The organism is Bradyrhizobium sp. SZCCHNRI3052 (genome assembly GCF_032484895.1).
In the GTDB taxonomy this organism is placed as follows: domain Bacteria; phylum Pseudomonadota; class Alphaproteobacteria; order Rhizobiales; family Xanthobacteraceae; genus Bradyrhizobium.
The window spans coordinates 544,891-563,990 of the sequence record NZ_JAUETW010000003.1 but is presented as its reverse complement, the minus strand read 5'-3'; the positions used below and the strand labels follow the sequence as shown (position 1 = coordinate 563,990).

Below are 19,100 nucleotides of genomic sequence, written 5' to 3'. Positions count from 1 at the left end.
CCGCTCCCGTTAACGCTATCGGAACGCTTTGGCAGAGCCCGCAGTTGACTGCTAATTTTTCTGCTACAAGCCCTTGCCCGGCTGAATGCTCTCCCCTAAATCCAGCCTGCGTGCTGGCACTCGCCGGCGCCGACTGCCAAATTTCCAGAAACTGACAATCGCCTCAATAGCTTAGGAGGACTGTATGGCTTTCCGTCCGCTTCACGACCGCGTCGTGGTCAAGCGCATCGACGCCGAAGAGAAGACCGCTGGCGGCATCATCATCCCCGACTCGGCCAAGGAAAAGCCCTCGCAGGGCGAAGTGATCGCGGTGGGCCCGGGCGCCCGCGACGAGAGCGGCAAGCTGGTCCCGCTCGACGTCCAGGTCGGTGATCGCGTGCTGTTCGGCAAGTGGTCGGGCACCGAGGTCAAGATCGACGGCCACGAGCTGCTGATCATGAAGGAAAGCGACATCATGGGCGTGCTCACCGACACCGCGTCGAAGAAGAAGGCCGCCTAAGCCAACCCGCTCAACGCTCACCCTGAGGAGCGCCTGCGGGCGCCCTGCCCAGGGTGAGACGACCAATTCAACTCAGGGAAACCCAATATGTCAGCAAAAGACGTAAAGTTCGGCGTCGACGCTCGCGACCGCATGCTGCGCGGCGTGGACATCCTCGCCAATGCCGTCAAGGTCACGCTCGGTCCGAAGGGCCGCAACGTCGTCCTCGACAAGTCGTTCGGCGCGCCGCGCATCACCAAGGACGGCGTCACCGTCGCCAAGGAGATCGAGCTCGACGACAAGTTCGAGAACATGGGCGCGCAGATGGTGCGCGAGGTCGCCTCGAAGTCCGCTGATGCGGCCGGCGACGGCACCACCACCGCGACCGTGCTGGCCCAGGCCATCGTGCGTGAAGGCGCCAAGGCGGTTGCCGCCGGCATGAACCCGATGGATCTGAAGCGCGGCATCGACCTCGCGGTCGAGGCGGTCGTTGCCGACCTCGTCAAGAACTCCAAGAAGGTCACGTCGAACGACGAGATCGCCCAGGTCGGCACCATCTCCGCCAACGGCGACGCCGAGATCGGCAAGTTCCTCGCCGACGCCATGAAGAAGGTCGGCAACGAGGGTGTCATCACCGTCGAGGAAGCCAAGTCGCTCGAGACCGAGCTCGACGTCGTCGAGGGCATGCAGTTCGACCGCGGCTACATCTCGCCCTACTTCGTCACCAACGCCGACAAGATGCGCGTCGAGATGGATGACGCCTACATCCTGATCAACGAGAAGAAGCTCTCCTCGCTGAACGAGCTGCTGCCGCTGCTCGAGGCCGTGGTGCAGACCGGCAAGCCGCTGGTGATCGTCGCCGAGGACGTCGAGGGCGAGGCGCTGGCCACCCTGGTCGTCAACCGCCTGCGTGGCGGCCTGAAGGTCGCCGCCGTCAAGGCTCCGGGCTTCGGCGATCGCCGCAAGGCCATGCTGCAGGACATCGCGATCCTGACCGGCGGCCAGGCGATCTCGGAAGACCTCGGCATCAAGCTCGAGAACGTCAACCTCTCCATGCTCGGCCGCGCCAAGAAGGTGATGATCGACAAGGAGAACACCACGATCGTCAACGGCGCCGGCAAGAAGGCCGACATCGAGGCGCGCGTTCAGCAGATCAAGGCGCAGATCGAGGAGACCACCTCGGACTACGACCGTGAGAAGCTGCAGGAGCGTCTGGCCAAGCTCGCGGGCGGCGTCGCGGTGATCCGCGTCGGCGGCGCGACCGAGGTCGAGGTCAAGGAGCGCAAGGATCGCGTGGATGACGCGATGCATGCGACCCGCGCGGCTGTCGAGGAAGGCATCCTGCCGGGCGGCGGCGTCGCCCTGCTCCGGGCGTCCGAGCAGCTCAAGGGCCTGCGCACCAAGAACGACGACCAGAAGACCGGCATCGAGATCGTCCGCAAGGCGCTCTCCGCCCCGGCCCGCCAGATCGCGATCAACGCGGGTGAGGACGGCTCGGTCATCGTCGGCAAGATCCTGGAGAAGGACCAGTACGCCTATGGCTTCGACAGCCAGACCGGCGAGTACGGCAACCTGGTCTCCAAGGGCATCATCGACCCGACCAAGGTGGTTCGCGCCGCGATCCAGAACGCCGCCTCCGTGGCCGCGCTGCTGATCACGACCGAAGCCATGGTCGCCGAGCTGCCGAAGAAGAACGCCGGCGGCCCCGCGATGCCTCCGGGCGGCGGCATGGGCGGCATGGACTTCTAAGTCCAGCCTCCTCGCGAAGACACCAAGGGCGCGGCGCAAGCCGCGCCCTTTTTGTTTGCCACGGAGCCAGATGAGCGAAGGCCTGCGCCCTCTCAGGGCGCAGGCGGAAGCCACGTCTCGCATCTCACAAGCTGTGCTGAAGAGTACGCATGTCGCGAGTGGGCGGCCGGACGCGGACTACTTCACCATGGCCCCGATCCGCTCGAAGCGAACCCGCGCCGAGGCGCCCTCACCGTCGCGGGAGAAGAAGATCATCCCGATCCGGCCGATCAGGTTCTCGAACGGGATATAGCCGACCGCCGACAGCATCCGGCTGTCGGTCGAGTTGTCTCTGTTGTCGCCGATCGCGAACACGTGCCCGGGCGGCACCGTGTAGACATTGGTGTTGTCATAGAAGCCATGGTCGACGCAATCGAGCGTCTCGTAGCTCACCCCGTTCGGCAAGGTCTCGCGCCAACGCTTGACCCGCGCCACCTCTTCCGAGCCGCACGCGCCGGTGCCGACGAAATCGGCCACCTTCTCCCGCGCGACCGGCGTATCGTTGAGATAGAGCTGCCCGTCCTTCATCTGCACGCGATCACCGGGCAGCCCGACGATGCGCTTGACGTAATCGGTCCGGTTGTCCTTTGGCAGCCGAAACACCGCGACGTCGCCCCGTTCCGGCCCGCGCGCGAGAAGGCGCCCGGCAAACAGCGGCGGCGAGAACGGCAGCGAGAAGCGGCTGTAGCCATAGGCGTACTTCGTCGCGAACACGTAGTCTCCGACGAGCAGGGTCGGCATGTTCGAACCCGACGGGACGGTGAACGGCTGAAACAGGAAGGTTCGGATGACCAGCGCCACCATAGCCGGAGCCAGCAGCGACGCGACGCCATAGGCGAGCAGCGATCTGCCGGCACCCAGCTTCGCCGTTCCCCCGAGCATCAGCACCGCAATGATCAATCCCCACAGTCCGAAGGCACCGCCGATCACCTGCAGCACGGCGCTGTTCACCGCCGGCGCCAGCCCCGCCAGCACCAGACCGAGGACCAGACCGAGAATGCTCGGCAGCATCGAGAACGCGAGCACCGCCCGCATGCTCGCGGCCGAGGCATGGCCGCCGAGCCAGCGCGTCACTGCGCTCAGGATGAAGGCCGACACGTAAAGATTGAGGATGCCGAGACATGCCCCGAGCAGGATCGTGCCGGTCAGGACACGCCAATCGGTTATCTCCGCCCCGACGCCCTGCCCGACCAACCAATTGATCGCCGCGGCTGTGCCGCCCAGAGCCACGAGCAGCACGATCAACCAAGAACTTGGCGTCACCGCTGCGATGGCTTCGCCGGTCTGGCGCGGCGCCCCCCAAATCGACAATAGAGGCGAGCGCTGCGCGCGCGCCGACGTTTCCTCAGACATGACTACTCCCTGGCCGACGCCGTCCGACTAACAGCAGTTCGCGATCGCGACCAGTGCCATTGCCGTGCGACGCAAGCGAAAGGCCAAGCCCCCAAACAGAATCCCTCCCCGCACCCTCAATCGTCCGCCCGGCGAACAACGCAATGGACCCGATCGGACACAGCTCGACCTCGTTGATCGCCTGCCTCGGATGAGGAAGGCCTGCGCCCGTTGAGGCGCAGGCCGGAGCGGCATCCTGGATCTCGGGAGTTGCGCGGTGAAGCCGCATATGGCTGACGCTCATACGGGCGACTTGCTGCCCCTTATAGGAGCCTCGGGGCCTTCACCGCCCCTTCCGCCACGGCGCGTCGGCTTCCCAGTCACCGGCCATGATCGAGCCGTAAGGGATCACCTCGTCGGTCACCTCGCCGAGGCCGTAGCGTGCGATCTGCGCCCGTACCGACGCCGCGTTCTTGTAGGCCTGCGGCAGCTCCGACAAATCAGGCTTGCCGCAATAGAACCGCGCATCGATGCCCTCGGGCATCTCCGGGCGATGCGCGCGCAAAAACGCCTTCCGACCGAGATTACGGCCAGCGCCGTGCGGCGCGAAGCCGAGCGCATCCTTGTTGTCGCGATGCTTCAGGATCAGCACCGGCTCGGCCATGTTGAGCGGCACGATCGTGCGTCCGTCATCGTCAGCCGAGAAGCCGGACCAGTTCGGCGTCGCGCCCTTGCCGTGGTAGTACAGGCCGTCGCTCTTCTGGAAGACGAAGTTGTGCTCGTTCCAGAACCGGTCCGCGACGGCGTTGCCGAGCTTCGCCGCAGCGAGATCGTGAATCGCGTGGTGATTGGCCCTGGTCCACAGCCGCGCGACCTGCAACGCCTCCCAATAGGCGCGGCCGTCGTCGCTCGACGCCTTGATCCAGGCGCTGTGCTCCGGGACCTTCGGCGCATGGATCGCGGTGTGCCGCTTCGCCACCGCCATGCCGCGCTTGTAGAGCTGTGCGCCGAAGCCGCGCGAGCCGTGATGCGTCACCAGCGCCGCCTGCCCGGTCGACCTGAGATGGCCGACATAGGCGAAGTGGTTGCCGTCGCCCTGCGTGGCGAAGTGGCCGATCGCGAAGCGCTCGAGCCCCTTCAGGAACGGGTTGCCGTCAAAGCCTTTCATCACCTCGCCCGGCGGCTGATGCAGCCGGTCGCGTCCGCCGGGACCGAAGTGGGTCACGGCGTGGACGGCGTCAAGGATGCGCTTCGGGTCGTCCCCGCGGTTGAACACGGTCACCGCCACTGAGCAGCAGATGTCAGAGGAATGGAAGCCCGGATGGATCGCGTCCTCACAGGCGACCACGCCGCCGACCGGGATGGTGCCGAGCGCCGTTCCCGACGGACAGGCGTCCGGCATCACGGCGCCGGCTACGATGGTCGGCACCCGCATCAACGCATCCATGTGCTGGGTCACCGCCGCGACATTGGCGCGCTCCAGCTCGTTGTCGGCCTCGATCAGCATCGCGAACGGCACGCCGTTGGTGCGCATCAGCGTCTCCGCCGGCTGCAGTTCCTGCAGCGCGGCGAAGATCGCGTCATCATCGGCGCCATCGGCCCGCATCGCATTTGCCGTCGCCAGTCCCTCCTTGAACCAGCGACCGGGCCTGAAGCCCCAGGCGATCAGGGTGTTTCCGTCGATCATCGCTCGTCTCACATTCCAATCAGGTCAGTTCGTAACATCCAGCGGCAGCTGCGTTCATTCGCCGCTCGTAGCGCGATGAGTGGTGGCTGTGCGTGCGTAGTTCGTGACACCAAGATGCTGCGCTCATCGCGGGCCAAGCATATGGCATCCGTCGATGATCTATGCCCCCGACACTGTGCTGGCCCAGAATGGCGGAGGAAAGAGCGCGTGATCTCTCGATGCGTCATTCCGGGGCGCGTCGGCAAGCAAATGGCAAAGCCATTTGCGCAGACGGCGCGAGCCCGGAATCCATACTCCCGACGATCAGTGTGAGGCACCGTCTCAACCACAAATCCCCGGATACAGATCGTCCCAATTCGGGTTGTTCTCCTCGATCAGCCTGATTTTCCAGTCGCGCCGCCACTTCTTCAGCTCCTTCTCGCGCGCGATGGCCGTGATCGCGTTGTCGTAGATTTCGAACCAGACGAGCTTGCCGATGTCATAGCGCGAGGTGAAGCAAGCCCGGAGCCGCCTTGGTTCGGTGTTCGTAGACGCGTCGAATGAGATCATTCGTGACGCCCAGATAGAGCGTCCCGTGTTTTTTGCTCGCCAGTAGATAGACGTAGTATGCCATCCGAGAGCCGTGGTTATGGATTCCGGGCTCAGCCGCTACGCGGCTGCCCCGGAATGACGCGTGGAGAGAGGTGTGATCTCTCCTCCCGTCATTCCGGCGCTCGCGCAGCGAGAGCCCGGAATCCATACTCACGAAACCCAGCAGCTTTTTCAATTCTGTCCCACGCTCCCTCCATCGCAAGCGAGAAGCCGCCCGTGGGCGGCCTCCCTTGTCCATCACGCCGTCTCCGGCGCCTTCAGCCGCACCAGCCGCGTCAGCAGCGCGTCGAGGCCGGCGCCGTCGCCGGCGTGCAGGTCGATACGGCCGACCTTCTCGACCAGGCGCTCCAGCGACTCCAGCTCCTTGAGCCGCAGCAGCAGCGGGTTCTCTTCCATCAGCCTGGCAGTGTTCAGGAGCGAGCGCGTCGCCGCCGTCTCCTCCTGGCGACGGATCAGGTTGGCCTTGGCCAGCCGCTCCGCCTCCACCACCTTGTTGACGAGCTCGCGGATCTCGCCGGGCAGGATCACGTCCTTCACGCCGAGCTCCGTCACCTCCACGCCCGAGCCGCCGAGCCGCGCGCGCACGTAGTCGCGCAGTTCGGCATCGAGCGAGGCCTTGGCGGCCAGCACCTCGTCGAGCGTGCGTGACGCCACCGCCTCGCGGATCGCGAACTGCACCAGCCGGTACAGCCACGCATCCACATCGGGCGTGGTCGCGACAGCCGCCTCCGCGTCGGCAATCCGCCGGAACGCCGTGAGCGTCACCCGCAGCGCGATGCGATCCTTGGTCAGCATCTCCTGCGCGGTGATCTCCAGCACTGTGGGCCGCATATCCAGGCGCTTGACCTCGATCTTGCGGCCGACCGCCCAGAAGGCGTGCCGGCCCGGCGCCAGCCGCTCCGTCAGCTTGCCGTCGACATGGAGCAGACCGGCCTCGTGGTTCTCGACCACGACCTCGGTCACAACGCTCGGCCGGTTACGCTCGATCATCGCCAGATGCCGCGCGCTCACACGCACGTCGCTTGCGATGTCGATGCGCTCGACCTCGACCTGCGTCGCCACCTTCCAGTAGACACGTGTCTGCCACGGCGTGAGCAGATGCGTCGGCCGGCCGTCGAGGCTGACGATCGCGATCTCGTTCGCGCCGGTCTCCACGGCCTCGAAGAGTTCGGCGGCGAGATCGGGCCGCGCGGCCTTCAGCACCGCGTAGCGCTCGGCCGGGTATTCGGCCCTGACCACGTCGTACACTTGCACCATCAGCCGGTGCAGCGGATCGAGCAGCGCATGACGGCCAGGACCGAGCACGCGCACGAGCTGGCCGTCACGCCACACCAGCGCCCGCTCGCCATCCTCCACCGTCACGGTCTTCGTCACCAGATGCCAAGTCACAACACACTCCCACAGCTTGCGTCCGGCCCATCGGCCGAAACGCGATTCATTGATCAAAGGACGTGAGGACCGGACGACGCTTCCTGCGTGAACCGAGCGGACCGAGGCTTGAGCATCTGACGATGCCGGGCGCACGCGCGCGGTCACACGAGCTATCAGCCCGAGCGTCCTTGCGCAGCCTTCCCGGCATCTTCAGACGCGGTATCCACCGCGGCACAGAGCCGGTTCTGCAGTGTCTTGATCTGGTCGAAATGCCCTAGAACTTTCTTCTTGGGCAAAACGGCCGGACCGCGACTGAAGCGCGCGTCCGGTCCTCGTCAGAGGCGATTAGCTTTTCAGGCTAAACCGAAGCGCTGGAGCGGGAGTCGAACCCGCGACCCGATGATTCACAGTCATCTGCTCTACCTAACTGAGCTATCCTTTGGTGGTGTCGATCGGAATCGAACCGATGCCTTCGGGCCTTCAACCCGACGCTCTCCATGAGCTACAGACTCCTTGTTCTTTGCGACGACGGAACACGGGACCGGACACCGGCCGCGCCAGTCGGGATCTCAGCGAGCCCGAACCAAAGTCATCACGAAGGACCGTGCTACTACACACAATCAACGGCACGCGCAAGACGTAGACATCGATTATTTTCGAACGATCTCATTCCGTAACTAATCGTCTACATATCGATCTACTCATAACGACGTCGCTCGCATGCAAATGCGGGCGACGCAATTTCGTAGCCCGGATGTCGCTTACGCCGAGGCCCGCTGGACCTCGGCGCACGCTCATCTGGGCCACCTCTCCTCACCGCTCCAGCTCCACGTCCCAATAGAGATAATCCTGCCACGTCTCGTGCAGGAATCTCGGCGGAAACAGGCGCTGCGCGGCCATCAGCTCGTGCCGCGTCGGCTCGAAGGGCGGCCGTCGCGGCTTGAGATAGCGCCGGTCCTTGCGCGCGTTGCATGGACTGCAAGCGGCGACGATGTTGGTCCACGACGTCTCGCCGCCATCGGCCCGCGGTACCACGTGGTCGAACGTCAACTCGCCGTGCAGATAGCGGCCGCCGCAGTACTGACATTCGAAGCGATCGCGCAGGAATACGTTGAACCGCGTGAAAGGCACGCGCATCGCGGGCCTGACGTAGTCGCGCAGCGCGATCACCGACGGCAGCCGCATGGTGACGCTCGGGCTACGAACGACCCGGTCGTATTCCGCGACGACGACGTGAGAGCCGCTGACGACTGCCCTAATCGCATCCTCCCAGCTGACCACTGACAGCGGGAAGTAGCTCAGCGGCTGGAAGTCGGCGTTGAGAACCAGCGCCGGACTTGTTGCTGACATCGTCGACCTCCTCTCTTCGCTTCAACCGCCTGGTCGTTTTTGGCGCCCATGGCGGGAATCGAACCCGCCTTCCCGGATCGACGGTCCGGTCCCTTCGCCAGATGGGGACATGGGCCTCATGGTCTACCCGGCGCACCGCTCGACGCTCGCCGGCCATCGCGCCCGCCGTCCGCCGAGTGCGGATGAAACGCGTCCGGATCGGTGCGATTGAGGTAGTCGAGATAGAGCTGCCGCGCGCGCGCCTCGGTCACGCCTCGGCACGTCATGACGATGCGCACGAAGGCTGCTGCCACCGGTGAATCCAGTGCGCGCGCAATGTTGCAAGTCTCGGGATCTTCGCCTGACGTCCGGGTCATCCAACCCTCCGCTTGGTGCGCGGAGGGTGCAGTCCCGCCGCTGTTATGCTCTTGCTGAAATCTGGAGTCCCGGTCGGGCCAGGATTTTCACGAGATCGCTTGGACCCTGACAGGCGACGCGCAGACCCGACCAATCGCTCGACCGATTAAAGGGTCGTTCGTTGGTGGCGGCGTTCGCGAGATGTGAGCGTAGGCTCAACACGGTCGTAGTCCTCAAGAGCGCGCCGGTGATGATCGGCGGCCGATTGCGATGGGGCAGAGCTATGCGCAGAATTTTCCGAAACCGTCAAGACCAAAGCGTGATGCGATGACGTTGCCGGCTTCCGCAATGCGACGGATCTGCAACAGCTGGACTGCTCGTCGGGCAAATCAGTTGCGCATTTTCGCGCACGACAACAGCACTGTCGCCCGCTCGAACGATCGAAGACGCGCGCGCGCGAAAGCTGATTTGTTGAGCCGGGTCAATCAGATCGCCCCGCTCGCCTCCTGTGCCTCGCATTTTCTTGTTTCCAAAAATCGGAAATCATGCATTCTATGCCGGTCCCGCCCTCATGAGAGGGGCGCTTCGCGATCGTCATGAACGTGGAGGGCGGGATGCGGTGGGCGCGTCGGGTTGCAGCGTGATCTGATCACGCGGACGAACGATCCGGTGCGCACGGCGAAGTCGTGATGTCCTGACACCCCGATGCTGGCGTCAAGGTCGAGAGAGACGAATGCTCCGACCGATGGTGGCCAGAAAGCCCGGCGCACCAGGGAGACCACGTATAAGCCGTAGGTCCATCGCGCGGGGAATGCCGGATGATGCGGCTGAACCTGTGGTGACTGCCGCCTGCTTTTTCTTCTGCAGGCGGGCCATGGGTGAGGCCCTCACCCGGCATTCCCCGCGCCCTCTCCTGATTTACGAGGGCGATGTCGCTGGCAAGCCTCGGGCGTCATTCGCCGCGAGAATGCGATGTCGTGTCCAGGAGTGTTCGAGCTGTGTATCCGTTTTTCCTTCTTCCAGTGCGATCGCATGAAGCGGTCGCCCGGAGCGACGCCGATCCCGAAGCCGCATCAGAAATCGTGCGCTCGTGACTGCACGGCAGCCAACGGATTCTCGATCTTGTGGCTCTGAAAGTGCGTGCTCTAGGAGATTGGGAGATCGGACGAGCGCTGCAAGTGAATGCGCCCTCTCCCACAAGGGAAGAGGGCGCTGTATCGCGCAGCGTAGTAGTTGGCGATATAGCACTCGTGCGACGGGATTCACGGCGCACCTTTGCACGCCCTACAGTTCGGAACTACTGCTGAGTGTGAGGGCGACCATGCAGATCCCACCTCAACGCCGCCTGTCCAGCTCACTCGATGCGGGCGAGCACGGCGAGCTTGCGGATGCCCTTGTTCTTGTAGGCATCGAGGAACGCATAGTAGTCACGGAACGAGACGCAGCCGTTGGAGTCGCCGTTCGGGCCGAGCATGAAGGTGTGCGCCAGCAGGCCGTTGCGACCGTGGATGGCGTCCTCGCCGCCGATCGGGTTGAGCCGCAGCGCCGGCACGCCATGGAACAGCGCCTCGCGCGGCTTCAGCTCGTAGATGTGCGGCGGGGTGACGCCGCGCATCTTGATCTTCTCCGAGCTCGGCTTGTCGAGGTTGTCGCCGAGGCCGGAATGCGCCTCGAGCTTGGTGCCGTCGGGCAGATACACCGCCTTGGCCGAGATGTCGTACACGGCCGTGCTCAAATCGTACGGCGGCCGGCCGCCGCGGGTCGGATCCTTGGCGATGCTGGCAGTGATGTTGGAATCAGCCGAGGCATAGGCCAGGAGCCCGCCATCCTGGTTCTCCGGCTTGCCCCAGAGCTTTTCCTGGATCGAGTGGCGCTCACCCGCGATCGACAGCACCGCCGCCTTGGCACGCTCGGTCATCGCGCGCAGCGAGAAGCCGCTGCTCTTCGGCGCATTGGCCTCGGCAGCCTGCGCCGGCGTCGCGGGCTGCGCGGCCGGCCTGGTGTTGGCGAGCGCCAGCTGCATCGGCGGCCGGGCATCCTTCTTCGACGCCTCGGCGACCTTCGCAGGCTCGGCCGGCTTGGCCTCGGCCGACTTGGTCTCGATCTGCCTGGTCTCGATCTGCTTGGGCGCGGCTTCGGCGAGCTTGGGCAGCGGCGGCGCGCCGTTCGCGGCGTTGGAGGCGACGCCCTGCGGCACGGCCGCGCCGAAGCGGTCGTTGAACATCTGCGGCGTGATGGCGGCGGCCGTGGTGACGGGCGGAGATTCCGGGAATGCCGAGAAGGCCTCACCCACAGCATCGGCGGCGCTGCGCGTCGCAAGCCGCGGCGCCGGGCGCACGACGGGCTCATCCTGCTCGATGCTGCCCAGGGTCGGATAAGCGTCGGCCGCGATGATCTTGGTATAGACCGTTACGGCGCAGCCCCCGATCAGGCATGCGATTGCCGCGCCACCGATCAATTTGTGAGAGAACGCGATCAGGGAGGACTTCCTGCGATTTCGTGCGGCCAACGCAGCTCGACTGTTACTCATTCACTCACGCCCGAACGAATACTCGACAACTCTCGCTCGATGCGCCACGGACACCCGCTTTGCATCTCGCAGAAGCACAGAGCTTCATTAAGGCGACTTTTAGTTAAATGCTGATTAAGTTTTGGCGGATTAGAGGCGGGTTAACCATCAGGGGCTGTTTTGCCGGGAAAGAGGGCAGAAACAGGGCAAAACCGCAGCCGGAAGCAATATTGCCGTACCGGGAAAATCGGGAGAGGCAGCATCCGTCGGCCGCGCCGATCCGTAAAACAGCGCACGCCGCGTTAACGATTGGGCCTGGGCGGCGGCGAGCGATCGATGATCTCTCGTATGCGTGCGCTGACGAGGTAAAGGCCACAGGTCTCGCCAGTCGAAAGCCCCTGCTCCGGCAGGCCGGGTGCGCGACAAGCGCATCCGTAGCAACCCGGAGTTACAGGCGCTGTGGCCGCTGGCGACAGTATGGTACGGGACGATTCTCTGCGACACGCCGTCGGCGAATCGTACCGCGTCCGCTCCCGGCCAAGACGACACGAGAGGACCTCTCCATGCAGATCCCCGGCCGGAAGCTGGCCTTCGTGCTGGCCTCGACCAATCAAGGTACGATGATCGTCAACCGGCTCGACTATCGCATGATCGACGCCAACCGCGGCTACGGCGTCGGCTTCCAGATCCTCAACACCGGCGCCTTCGATCCGGGAGAGGTGCAGCTGGCCGTCCGCCTGCTCGGCGTACGCCGCAGGCACCATGGGGACGGCGCGGTCGCGATCGACTGCGGCGCCAATATCGGCGTCCACACGATCGAATGGGCGAAGGCGATGACCGGCTGGGGATCCGTGCTCTCGATCGAGGCGCAGGAGCGGATCTACTACGCGCTCGCCGGCAATATCGCGATCAACAACTGCTTCAACGCGATTGCGATCCATGCCGCGGTATCCTCCGAGCGCGGCGTGCTCAACATCCCGAGCCCGAACTATCTGACCCCGTCGAGCTTCGGCAGCCTCGAGCTGCGCCAGCGTCCCAACACCGAGTTCATTGGCCAGGCCATCGACTATGAGAACGACACGGTCGAGGTGCGCAAGCTTCCGCTGGACGATTTCAACCTGCCGCGTTGCGACCTGATCAAGCTCGACGTCGAGGGCATGGAGCTCGAGGCGCTCGAAGGTGCGGCGGCGACGATCGAACGCTGCACGCCGATCATGCTGGTCGAGAAGATCAAGACCGATGCCGACCAGTTGCGGCAATGGTTCGATCGCCGCGGCTACAAGACCATCGACGCCGACATCAACATGGTCGCGATCCACGGCGGGGACAAGGCGCTGGCGGACATCATTCCGCAGCAGGCCTGAGGCGCGTGTCAGCGCTGCAGCTCCGGCGGCGGCGTGCGGTCGAGGAGATCGCCCTTCGGCTCGCTGAGCGCGTAGAAGGCGTAGGTCTCGATGGTCAAGGACCCGCGCTTGCGCGCGGCCTCGCCGACCTTCTCGATGCGGCCGAACGTGTTGCTGACGTAGACCCGCGTCGCGATCTGGGCCTCGTCGACGAAAAGCTGCGTGCCCGCGAGCTTGGCCGGATCCGGCTCCGGGAAATTGACCCAGCGGATGCGCTGGATCGGCTGCAGCACGCAGGTCCCCGGCGGCAGATAGAACGACAGCCAGGCGGTGGTGCCATAATCCATCGCCAGCACGCAGGACGCGTCGGCGCGCACCCGCGCCGCCTCGATCTCGGCAGCCAGCGGCCGCCAGCCGACGCCGACGCTGCGCACCGTGGCATCGCGCCGGTAGCCGGACAGCAGGCCCGTGTTGGCCTGCACGATCAGCGCGACGAACATCACGACGCCGGCGGGCACGGCCCACCGCAGACAGAAGGTCGCGGTGCGCTGCTCGCGCGCCGACCAGGCGACGAGATGGGCCGCCGCCGCGGCAGCCACCACGAACGCCGGATAGACCGGCGCGAACCAGTTGGCCTCGACCCGGGCATGCAGCGAATGCCAGACGAAATAGGCGACGATGACCCAGACCATCGCCTCGATCAGGACGCGCGCCGCCGCATCCCCTGCCCTGCGCCGGGCCAGGCCGTAGAGGCCCATCAGGCCGAGGATGAAGACCAGCGGCGTCGCGAAGGCGAACTGCGTCGGGATGATCTCGGCGATGTAGACAGGCCTGACCGCCTCGACCCTGGCACGGCCGAGCTGCTTGATGAACGACACCCATTGGTGATCGGCATTCCACAGGATCACCGGCGCGAACAGCGCGAATGCCACAAGGCCGCCGAGATAGGGCCAGGGCGAGGCCAGCCAATGGCGCAGTTTCGGCACGGCGACGAGCCAGATCAGGATCGCCGCGCCGAAGAACATCGCGGTGTATTTCGACAGCAGCGCCGCACCGACGGCTGCGCCGACCGCGAGCCACCACGCGCCCCTCCCCGTCTCCAGCACCTTGGCGCAGAAGAACAGCACGAAGCTGGAGGCGACCAGCAGCGGCGCGTCGGGGGTCACGATCAGTGTGCCGACCGCCGCCATCAGGGTGACGTTGAGCAGCAGCGCCGCGGTCGCCGCCACGCGCACGCCGCCGAACAGGATCTCGGCCGTGCGATACACCGCATAGCTCATGGGCAGGCCGAGCAGGATCGAGACGAGGCGCACGCCGAGCTCGCTGTCGCCGGCGATCAGCGTGCCCAGCCGGATCACGACCGCAACCATCGGCGGGTGGTCGTAATAGCCGCCCGCGAGATGCTTCGACCACATCCAGTAATAGGCTTCGTCGAAGGTGATCGGCGTGACCGCGGCCGCGATCAGCCTGACAACGACGAGGCCTGCGATGGTCAGCCAGACATTGCGGACCAGCCGGGCGTCCTCGGCACCTGCCGCAGATGTCATCGCTTGCGCCAGACGAACAATCCGGAGATCGCGTAATTCCACACCACGCCCATCAGCGCGCCGGCGGCGCCCGCCAGCCACCAGATCGGCTCTTGGTCATAGACCGAGAAGGCGACGCCGACATTGGCCAGCAGGCCGACCGAGCAGACCAGATAGAAGACGAGCAGGCCACGCAGGATGGCAAAGCCCTTCAGCCGCTGGTCGCGATAGGTGAGAAAGTTGTTGAGGATGAAGTTCGAGGTCATCGCGACGAAGGCGCCGAGCGCCTGCGACTCCGCGAACGGAAGGTCGAACAAATTGAGACCGAGGAACAGCGTGGCGAGATGGACCACCAGGCCGGTGCCGCCGACCATCGCGAACAACAGGAAGCGCAGCGACACCACGTCGTTGGTCATCTTGGCCAGCACGAGGCCGAGGAAGTCGAGCGCGACCATCGAGTCGAGCTTGCTCTCGCCGTGCAGGCGCGAGCCGAACGTATAGGGCACCTCGACCGTCTTCAGACCACCCTCGGCGCTGGCGATGATGTCGAGCAGGATCTTGAAGCCCTGCGTGGAGAGCTTCGGCGCGATCGCCTCGAAGCGGTCGCGGCGGATCATGAAGAAGCCGCTCATGGGATCGTTGACCTCGACCTTGAGCGCGCGGCGCGCGATCTCGGTGGCGAAGGCGCTGGCCCCCGCCCGCTTGCTGTCGAAGCTCGCGGCGCTGCCGCCCTCGATGTAGCGGCTGCCGACGACGAGCTCGGCCGCACCGCTCTGCAGCAGCGACAGCATCTTCGGCAGCTGGGTCTCGTCATGCTGCAGATCGGCGTCGATCACGGCGGCAAAGGGCGCGCTGGCGGCCAGGATGCCCTCGATGCAGGCGCCGGACAGGCCGCGCCGGCCGACTCGGCGGACGCAGCGGACGCGTTTGTCGCTGCGCGACAATTCGCGCACCACCTGCCAGGTGCCGTCCGGGGAGTTGTCGTCGACGAACACCACCTCCCACGGCACATCCTTGAACGCCGCCTCCAGCCGCCGGTACAGCGTGGTGACATTGTCGCGCTCGTTGAAGGTCGGAACGACCACCGAAACGATCGGAATATCAGCGGTTTGCGGCGGCGCGGGCATGGCCGGTCGGAGGACATCGTTCATGGTGCGGATGCGTATATCTGCCGCGTTCCACACTGCCAAGCGCAACGGCTGAAGGAAGACGCAAAAAGCCCGGACTGTGGTGCCGGCGTGCACCGCTGCCGAACGGGCGGCCCAAAATGCCAACGACCACAAACAAAGGGCGCGCGTACATCCGGCGCAACCGCTCTGCCGTGGTCGTCTCGGTGCCGGAGCCGTTACAGCTCGACGTCACCGTCCCGACCAAAATGGGGTACCTCGGCAGGATTGCAAGGGGTCCCTGGCCGGCCTAGTTCGGAACCTCCCGGACCACGGGTCCGCGTACGGCCGGAGCCACCGGAACCGTCTGCACCGGCGTGGGCGGCACCTCGACCTTGGCCGGCTGCATCTGACGGGCCATCGGCCCGACGGGAACATAGTAGAAGGCTGCCGCAAGCACGACAGCGGCGACGATTGCCCCCAGCAGGCCGCCGACCGATTCCGCTCTCATTGTCATATCTCCCCTTCCCGGCCCCGGCCCTGGATACACGAGGCTCCGGAGCACGGGAAGAGCGACGGCGCGACCGCGCCGAACTGGTCAGAACCGGCCCGGTTGACTATCGTCTCCCCTACCGCAACACCCTCGGCAATCAGCATCGGAATTGGTCCGTGAGCAAAGCCCCCGCACGCGCCTCGCAATCCAAGAGCCACATCTACATCGGCATCGGCGGCTGGACCTTCGCGCCGTGGCGCGGTGTGTTCTATCCGGACAAGCTGCCGCAATCGAAGGAACTCGAATACGCCGCCTCGAAGCTGACCTCGATCGAGATCAACGGCACCTATTATGGCTCGCAGAAGCCGGAGAGCTTCCGCAAATGGGCGCGCGAGGTGCCGGACGGTTTCATCTTCTCGCTGAAGGGGCCACGCTTCGCGACCAACCGCCGCGTGCTCGCCGAGGCCGGTGATTCCGTGAAGCGCTTTTACGACACCGGCGTGCTCGAGCTCGGCGACCGGCTCGGGCCGGTGCTGTGGCAGTTCGCGCCGACCAAGAAGTTCGACGAGGCCGATTTCGGCAAGTTCCTCGAGCTGTTGCCGCGCGAGCTCGACGGCCGCAAGCTGCGTCACGTCGTCGAGGTCCGCCATGACAGTTTCTGCGTCCCCAGCTTCGTCGCGCTGCTGCGCGAGTTTGCAACGCCGGTCGTGTTCGCCGAGCACGGCAAATATCCGGCGATCGCCGATGTCGTGGGTGATTTCGTCTATGCCCGGCTGCAGAAGGGCAATGACGAGCTTGCGACCTGCTATCCGCCGAAGCAGCTCGACGCCTGGGCGAAGCGATTGCAACTGTGGGCTGGCGGCGGCGAACCGAACGATCTGCCACGGGTTGACGACAAGCCGGCGAAGAAGATGCCGCGCGATGTGTTCGCCTATGTCATCCACGAGGGCAAGGTGCGCGCGCCAGCCGGCGCGATGGAGCTCATCGAGCGCGTGAGCTGACGCAGGAGGCGCATGATGGCCAAGAGCAAGACCCTGTTCACCATCGGCTACGAGCACACGCCGGCCAAAGCCGTCCTCGACGAGCTGCAATCGGCCGGCGTCAAGCTGCTGGTCGACGTCCGCGCGGTGGCGGCCTCGCGCCGGCCGGGCTTCTCCAAGAGCCAGCTCGCCGCAGGGCTCGACGAGCGCGGCATCGGCTATGTGCACCTGCGCGGGCTCGGCACGCCGAAGGAAGGCCGCGAGGCGGCCCGCAGCGGCCACTACGACACGCTGCACAAGATCTACAGCGCGCATCTGAAGACGCCGCAGGCGAAGGAGCAGATGGACGAGCTGGCCTCGCTCGTGAAGAGCGCCGGTCCCGTCTGCCTGCTCTGCTACGAGCGCGACCACGCTCATTGCCACCGGCAATGGATCGCCGAGATCATCGAGGAGCGCGACCATGTCCGAGTCGAGAATCTGATCGCGCCGCAGGTCTGACGTTTCACTCCGCCGCGCAGGTGAAGGATGACGCCTGCTCGACGTCGCCGCCGACATATTTGGCGAATTTCGGCCACGGGCACAGCGGCCGCGTCCGCTGCGGGCTCCATGTCGATGGGAGCTCCTTGTTGGCCGCATTGACCGAGGCCGTGATCGCCTCCGGCGCCTTGCCCTTCTCGACCCAGTCCATCAGCGCGCCCAGCGCATCGAACTTCTCCAGCGTGACGCCGCCGCCGCAATGGGTCTCGCCGGGCAGCGCAAACAGCCGCGCGAAACCGTCGGCCTTGCCCTGGACGTTGGCGTTGAGCTTCTCATACCAGCGGATCGTGTCGTTGATTGAGAACACCGGATCAGCCTGGCCGTGGTAGATCAGCATCTTGCGGGCACCGTTCTGGAACGCCGGCAAGGTTGGGTTATCGACCGCGGGCGGGGCCATGAAGTCCATCGCCGACTCCGTGAAGGGGCCTTCCTTGGCGTAGATCTTCGGCGCGTCCTTGTCGAAGTCGTAGGTCTGCAGCTTCTCGACGAGCTTGTCGGGCGAGCCTTCGATCTCGACCGGCGGCGTCGAGAAGATGTAGTTGAGCGAGGCGCCGCCCATGGTGGCAATGATCGGAAGGTTGTTCCACGGCGCCACCGGGCTTTCGACCTTCCAGGCACGCCAGTTGCCGGTGCCGACGCCACCATCCACCGGCCAGTCGGAATACAGCGGCTCGCCCTTGGAATTGTGCGGGCCCGCGAAGACTTTCTTCAAGGCATCGACCTTGGCGGCCGGCAGACAGGCTTCGGTTGCCCCAGCGGCGCAGCGCAGGCTGTCGAAATCGAACGCCTTCTGGCAGGCTTTCAGGTTGGCCGTGAGGCCGTCCTTGGCGCCGTCGAGCCCGTCGCAGACCTCCGTGATCTTGGAAGCGATCAGCTTGGCATCCTCCCGCGTGATCGACTTGCGGATGTCGACGTCGGCCTTGGTCAGCGCCTGCACGTCCCAGGCGTGCTGCACGGCAGCGCGCGGCAGGTTGAAGCCGGGATTGCCGACCAGGAAGCCGTCATACTGCTCGGGCATGCGCTCGGCAGCCACCATGGTGTGGCGGCCGCCATTGGAACAGCCGGCGATGTAGGAATAGTCCGGCTTCCTGCCGTAATGCGCCGAGATGATCGCCTTCGCGATCGGCGCCAGCGTGATGTCGGCCGAATAGCCATAGTCGCGGCGCGCCTGCGGATCGAGCCCGAAGGCTGAGCCGGACGCAAGCCCGCGCGGCTTGTTGGCGGGATCGCTGCCGGAGTGGCCGCTGTCCGACGACAGCACGGCAAAGCCGCGGGCGAGCGGCGTCACACCGCCACCGACGAGACCGTCGGCCTTGTCGCCGAGCGCCGGCACCACCAGGCCGTCATTACCGCCATTGACCTGATGCAGGAAGCGGCCGTTCCAGGTCTCCGGCAGCCTGATCTCGAACTGGATCGCATAGGCATGGCCATCGACGCCGGTGCGCTCATTGACCTTGCCGGAGAGAATGCAATGCCGCGGCAGCCCGTCGGCGGCCTCCTGCAGCTTCGATCCCGTCAAGGTCAGCCCGGGGACCTTCAACGCCTCGGCCGTCACCTTGCTGCAGGCAACATCCTCAGCCCGCACCGCCTCCATCCCGGTTACGCACAAGATCCCTGCTGCGGCCAAAAACGACGCCCCGGTTCGGATCATGCATTCCCCCTGATGATGCTTC

At 65.3% G+C, this 19,100-nt stretch carries 15 protein-coding genes, 3 tRNA genes and 1 pseudogene; 5 read left to right on the top strand and 14 right to left on the bottom strand.

The window, feature by feature from the left end; genetic code table 11:
• The first annotated feature begins 184 nt into the window (after window positions 1-184).
• Together groES and groL are read left to right on the top strand one after the other, a co-directional pair.
• Window positions 185-499, top strand: coding sequence for a co-chaperone GroES (groES, locus tag QW887_RS13005; RefSeq protein WP_315714736.1), 315 nt, complete (start codon window positions 185-187; stop codon window positions 497-499).
• An 87-nt stretch (window positions 500-586) separates the two neighbouring features.
• Window positions 587-2,227 (top strand): chaperonin GroEL, encoded by a 1,641-nt coding sequence (gene groL, locus QW887_RS13000; protein ID WP_315714737.1) that lies wholly within the window; start codon window positions 587-589, stop codon window positions 2,225-2,227.
• Between the two features lie 177 nt (window positions 2,228-2,404).
• Here the strand turns inward: groL and lepB are convergent, their stop codons facing one another.
• The 10 genes and pseudogenes from lepB to QW887_RS12950 all read right to left on the bottom strand — a co-directional run bounded on the left by lepB (window position 2,405) and on the right by QW887_RS12950 (window position 11,463).
• Window positions 2,405-3,619 carry a signal peptidase I gene (gene lepB / locus QW887_RS12995; RefSeq protein ID WP_315826254.1) on the bottom strand — a complete coding sequence of 405 codons (1,215 nt, stop codon included), beginning with the start codon at window positions 3,617-3,619 and terminating at the stop codon, window positions 2,405-2,407.
• A 322-nt stretch (window positions 3,620-3,941) separates the two neighbouring features.
• Window positions 3,942-5,285, bottom strand: a complete 1,344-nt coding sequence (locus QW887_RS12990; protein WP_316194595.1) for an RtcB family protein — start codon at window positions 5,283-5,285, stop codon at window positions 3,942-3,944.
• A gap of 321 nt (window positions 5,286-5,606) precedes the next feature.
• A pseudogene (locus tag QW887_RS12985) lies at window positions 5,607-5,898 on the bottom strand (GIY-YIG nuclease family protein).
• Between the two features lie 215 nt (window positions 5,899-6,113).
• Window positions 6,114-7,265: a slipin family protein gene (locus QW887_RS12980; RefSeq protein ID WP_315749397.1), complete on the bottom strand. Its 1,152-nt coding sequence runs from the start codon at window positions 7,263-7,265 to the stop codon at window positions 6,114-6,116.
• A 354-nt stretch (window positions 7,266-7,619) separates the two neighbouring features.
• A tRNA-His gene (locus tag QW887_RS12975) sits at window positions 7,620-7,685 on the bottom strand.
• Between the two features lie 2 nt (window positions 7,686-7,687).
• Window positions 7,688-7,760: transfer RNA gene (locus tag QW887_RS12970), tRNA-Phe, on the bottom strand.
• 300 nt (window positions 7,761-8,060) lie between these two features.
• Complete coding sequence (locus QW887_RS12965) at window positions 8,061-8,597, bottom strand: HNH endonuclease (RefSeq protein WP_316194594.1); 537 nt, start codon at window positions 8,595-8,597, stop codon at window positions 8,061-8,063.
• A 40-nt stretch (window positions 8,598-8,637) separates the two neighbouring features.
• Window positions 8,638-8,712, bottom strand: a tRNA-Asp gene (locus QW887_RS12960).
• Window position 8,713: 1 nt separating this feature from the next.
• Complete coding sequence (locus QW887_RS12955) at window positions 8,714-8,890, bottom strand: hypothetical protein (RefSeq protein ID WP_315767494.1); 177 nt, start codon at window positions 8,888-8,890, stop codon at window positions 8,714-8,716.
• Window positions 8,891-10,287: 1,397 nt separating this feature from the next.
• Entirely contained in the window at window positions 10,288-11,463 is a 1,176-nt protein-coding gene (locus QW887_RS12950) for a DUF2778 domain-containing protein (RefSeq protein ID WP_315749391.1), read from the bottom strand.
• A 542-nt stretch (window positions 11,464-12,005) separates the two neighbouring features.
• Between QW887_RS12950 and QW887_RS12945 the strand changes: the two genes are divergently transcribed.
• Window positions 12,006-12,806: an FkbM family methyltransferase gene (locus QW887_RS12945; RefSeq protein ID WP_315749389.1), complete on the top strand. Its 801-nt coding sequence runs from the start codon at window positions 12,006-12,008 to the stop codon at window positions 12,804-12,806.
• Between the two features lie 8 nt (window positions 12,807-12,814).
• Here the strand turns inward: QW887_RS12945 and QW887_RS12940 are convergent, their stop codons facing one another.
• The 3 genes from QW887_RS12940 to QW887_RS12930 all read right to left on the bottom strand — a co-directional run bounded on the left by QW887_RS12940 (window position 12,815) and on the right by QW887_RS12930 (window position 15,928).
• Window positions 12,815-14,332: a glycosyltransferase family 39 protein gene (locus tag QW887_RS12940; RefSeq protein WP_316194593.1), complete on the bottom strand. Its 1,518-nt coding sequence runs from the start codon at window positions 14,330-14,332 to the stop codon at window positions 12,815-12,817.
• Entirely contained in the window at window positions 14,329-15,462 is a 1,134-nt protein-coding gene (locus QW887_RS12935; RefSeq protein ID WP_316164460.1) for a glycosyltransferase family 2 protein, read from the bottom strand. Before QW887_RS12935 ends, QW887_RS12940 begins: the two co-directional genes overlap by 4 nt.
• Window positions 15,463-15,727: 265 nt before the next feature.
• Window positions 15,728-15,928, bottom strand: coding sequence for a hypothetical protein (locus tag QW887_RS12930; protein WP_315714746.1), 201 nt, complete (start codon window positions 15,926-15,928; stop codon window positions 15,728-15,730).
• Window positions 15,929-16,086: 158 nt separating this feature from the next.
• Between QW887_RS12930 and QW887_RS12925 the strand changes: the two genes are divergently transcribed.
• Both QW887_RS12925 and QW887_RS12920 read left to right on the top strand, forming a co-directional pair.
• A complete protein-coding gene (locus QW887_RS12925) occupies window positions 16,087-16,911 on the top strand; it encodes a DUF72 domain-containing protein (RefSeq protein WP_316175550.1) in 825 nt (274 codons plus the stop codon).
• Between the two features lie 15 nt (window positions 16,912-16,926).
• A complete protein-coding gene (locus QW887_RS12920) occupies window positions 16,927-17,388 on the top strand; it encodes a DUF488 domain-containing protein (RefSeq protein ID WP_316175549.1) in 462 nt (153 codons plus the stop codon).
• A 4-nt stretch (window positions 17,389-17,392) separates the two neighbouring features.
• Here QW887_RS12920 and QW887_RS12915 read toward each other — a convergent pair whose 3' ends face one another.
• Complete coding sequence (locus QW887_RS12915; protein WP_316175547.1) at window positions 17,393-19,078, bottom strand: tannase/feruloyl esterase family alpha/beta hydrolase; 1,686 nt, start codon at window positions 19,076-19,078, stop codon at window positions 17,393-17,395.
• Window positions 19,079-19,100 lie beyond the last annotated feature (22 nt).

Bases quoted from the DNA above. Each gene is read 5' to 3' on its own strand.
- groES (WP_315714736.1), top strand. From the start codon at position 185: ATGGCTTTCCGTCCGCTTCACGACCGCGTCGTGGTCAAGCGCATCGAC.
- groL (WP_315714737.1), top strand. From the start codon at position 587: ATGTCAGCAAAAGACGTAAAGTTCGGCGTCGACGCTCGCGACCGCATG.
- lepB (WP_315826254.1), bottom strand. From the start codon at position 3,619: ATGTCTGAGGAAACGTCGGCGCGCGCGCAGCGCTCGCCTCTATTGTCG.
- QW887_RS12990 (WP_316194595.1), bottom strand. From the start codon at position 5,285: ATGATCGACGGAAACACCCTGATCGCCTGGGGCTTCAGGCCCGGTCGC.
- QW887_RS12965 (WP_316194594.1), bottom strand. From the start codon at position 8,597: ATGTCAGCAACAAGTCCGGCGCTGGTTCTCAACGCCGACTTCCAGCCG.
- QW887_RS12950 (WP_315749391.1), bottom strand. From the start codon at position 11,463: ATGAGTAACAGTCGAGCTGCGTTGGCCGCACGAAATCGCAGGAAGTCC.
- QW887_RS12945 (WP_315749389.1), top strand. From the start codon at position 12,006: ATGCAGATCCCCGGCCGGAAGCTGGCCTTCGTGCTGGCCTCGACCAAT.
- QW887_RS12940 (WP_316194593.1), bottom strand. From the start codon at position 14,332: ATGACATCTGCGGCAGGTGCCGAGGACGCCCGGCTGGTCCGCAATGTC.
- QW887_RS12935 (WP_316164460.1), bottom strand. From the start codon at position 15,462: ATGAACGATGTCCTCCGACCGGCCATGCCCGCGCCGCCGCAAACCGCT.
- QW887_RS12930 (WP_315714746.1), bottom strand. From the start codon at position 15,928: ATGAGAGCGGAATCGGTCGGCGGCCTGCTGGGGGCAATCGTCGCCGCT.
- QW887_RS12920 (WP_316175549.1), top strand. From the start codon at position 16,927: ATGGCCAAGAGCAAGACCCTGTTCACCATCGGCTACGAGCACACGCCG.
- QW887_RS12915 (WP_316175547.1), bottom strand. From the start codon at position 19,078: ATGATCCGAACCGGGGCGTCGTTTTTGGCCGCAGCAGGGATCTTGTGC.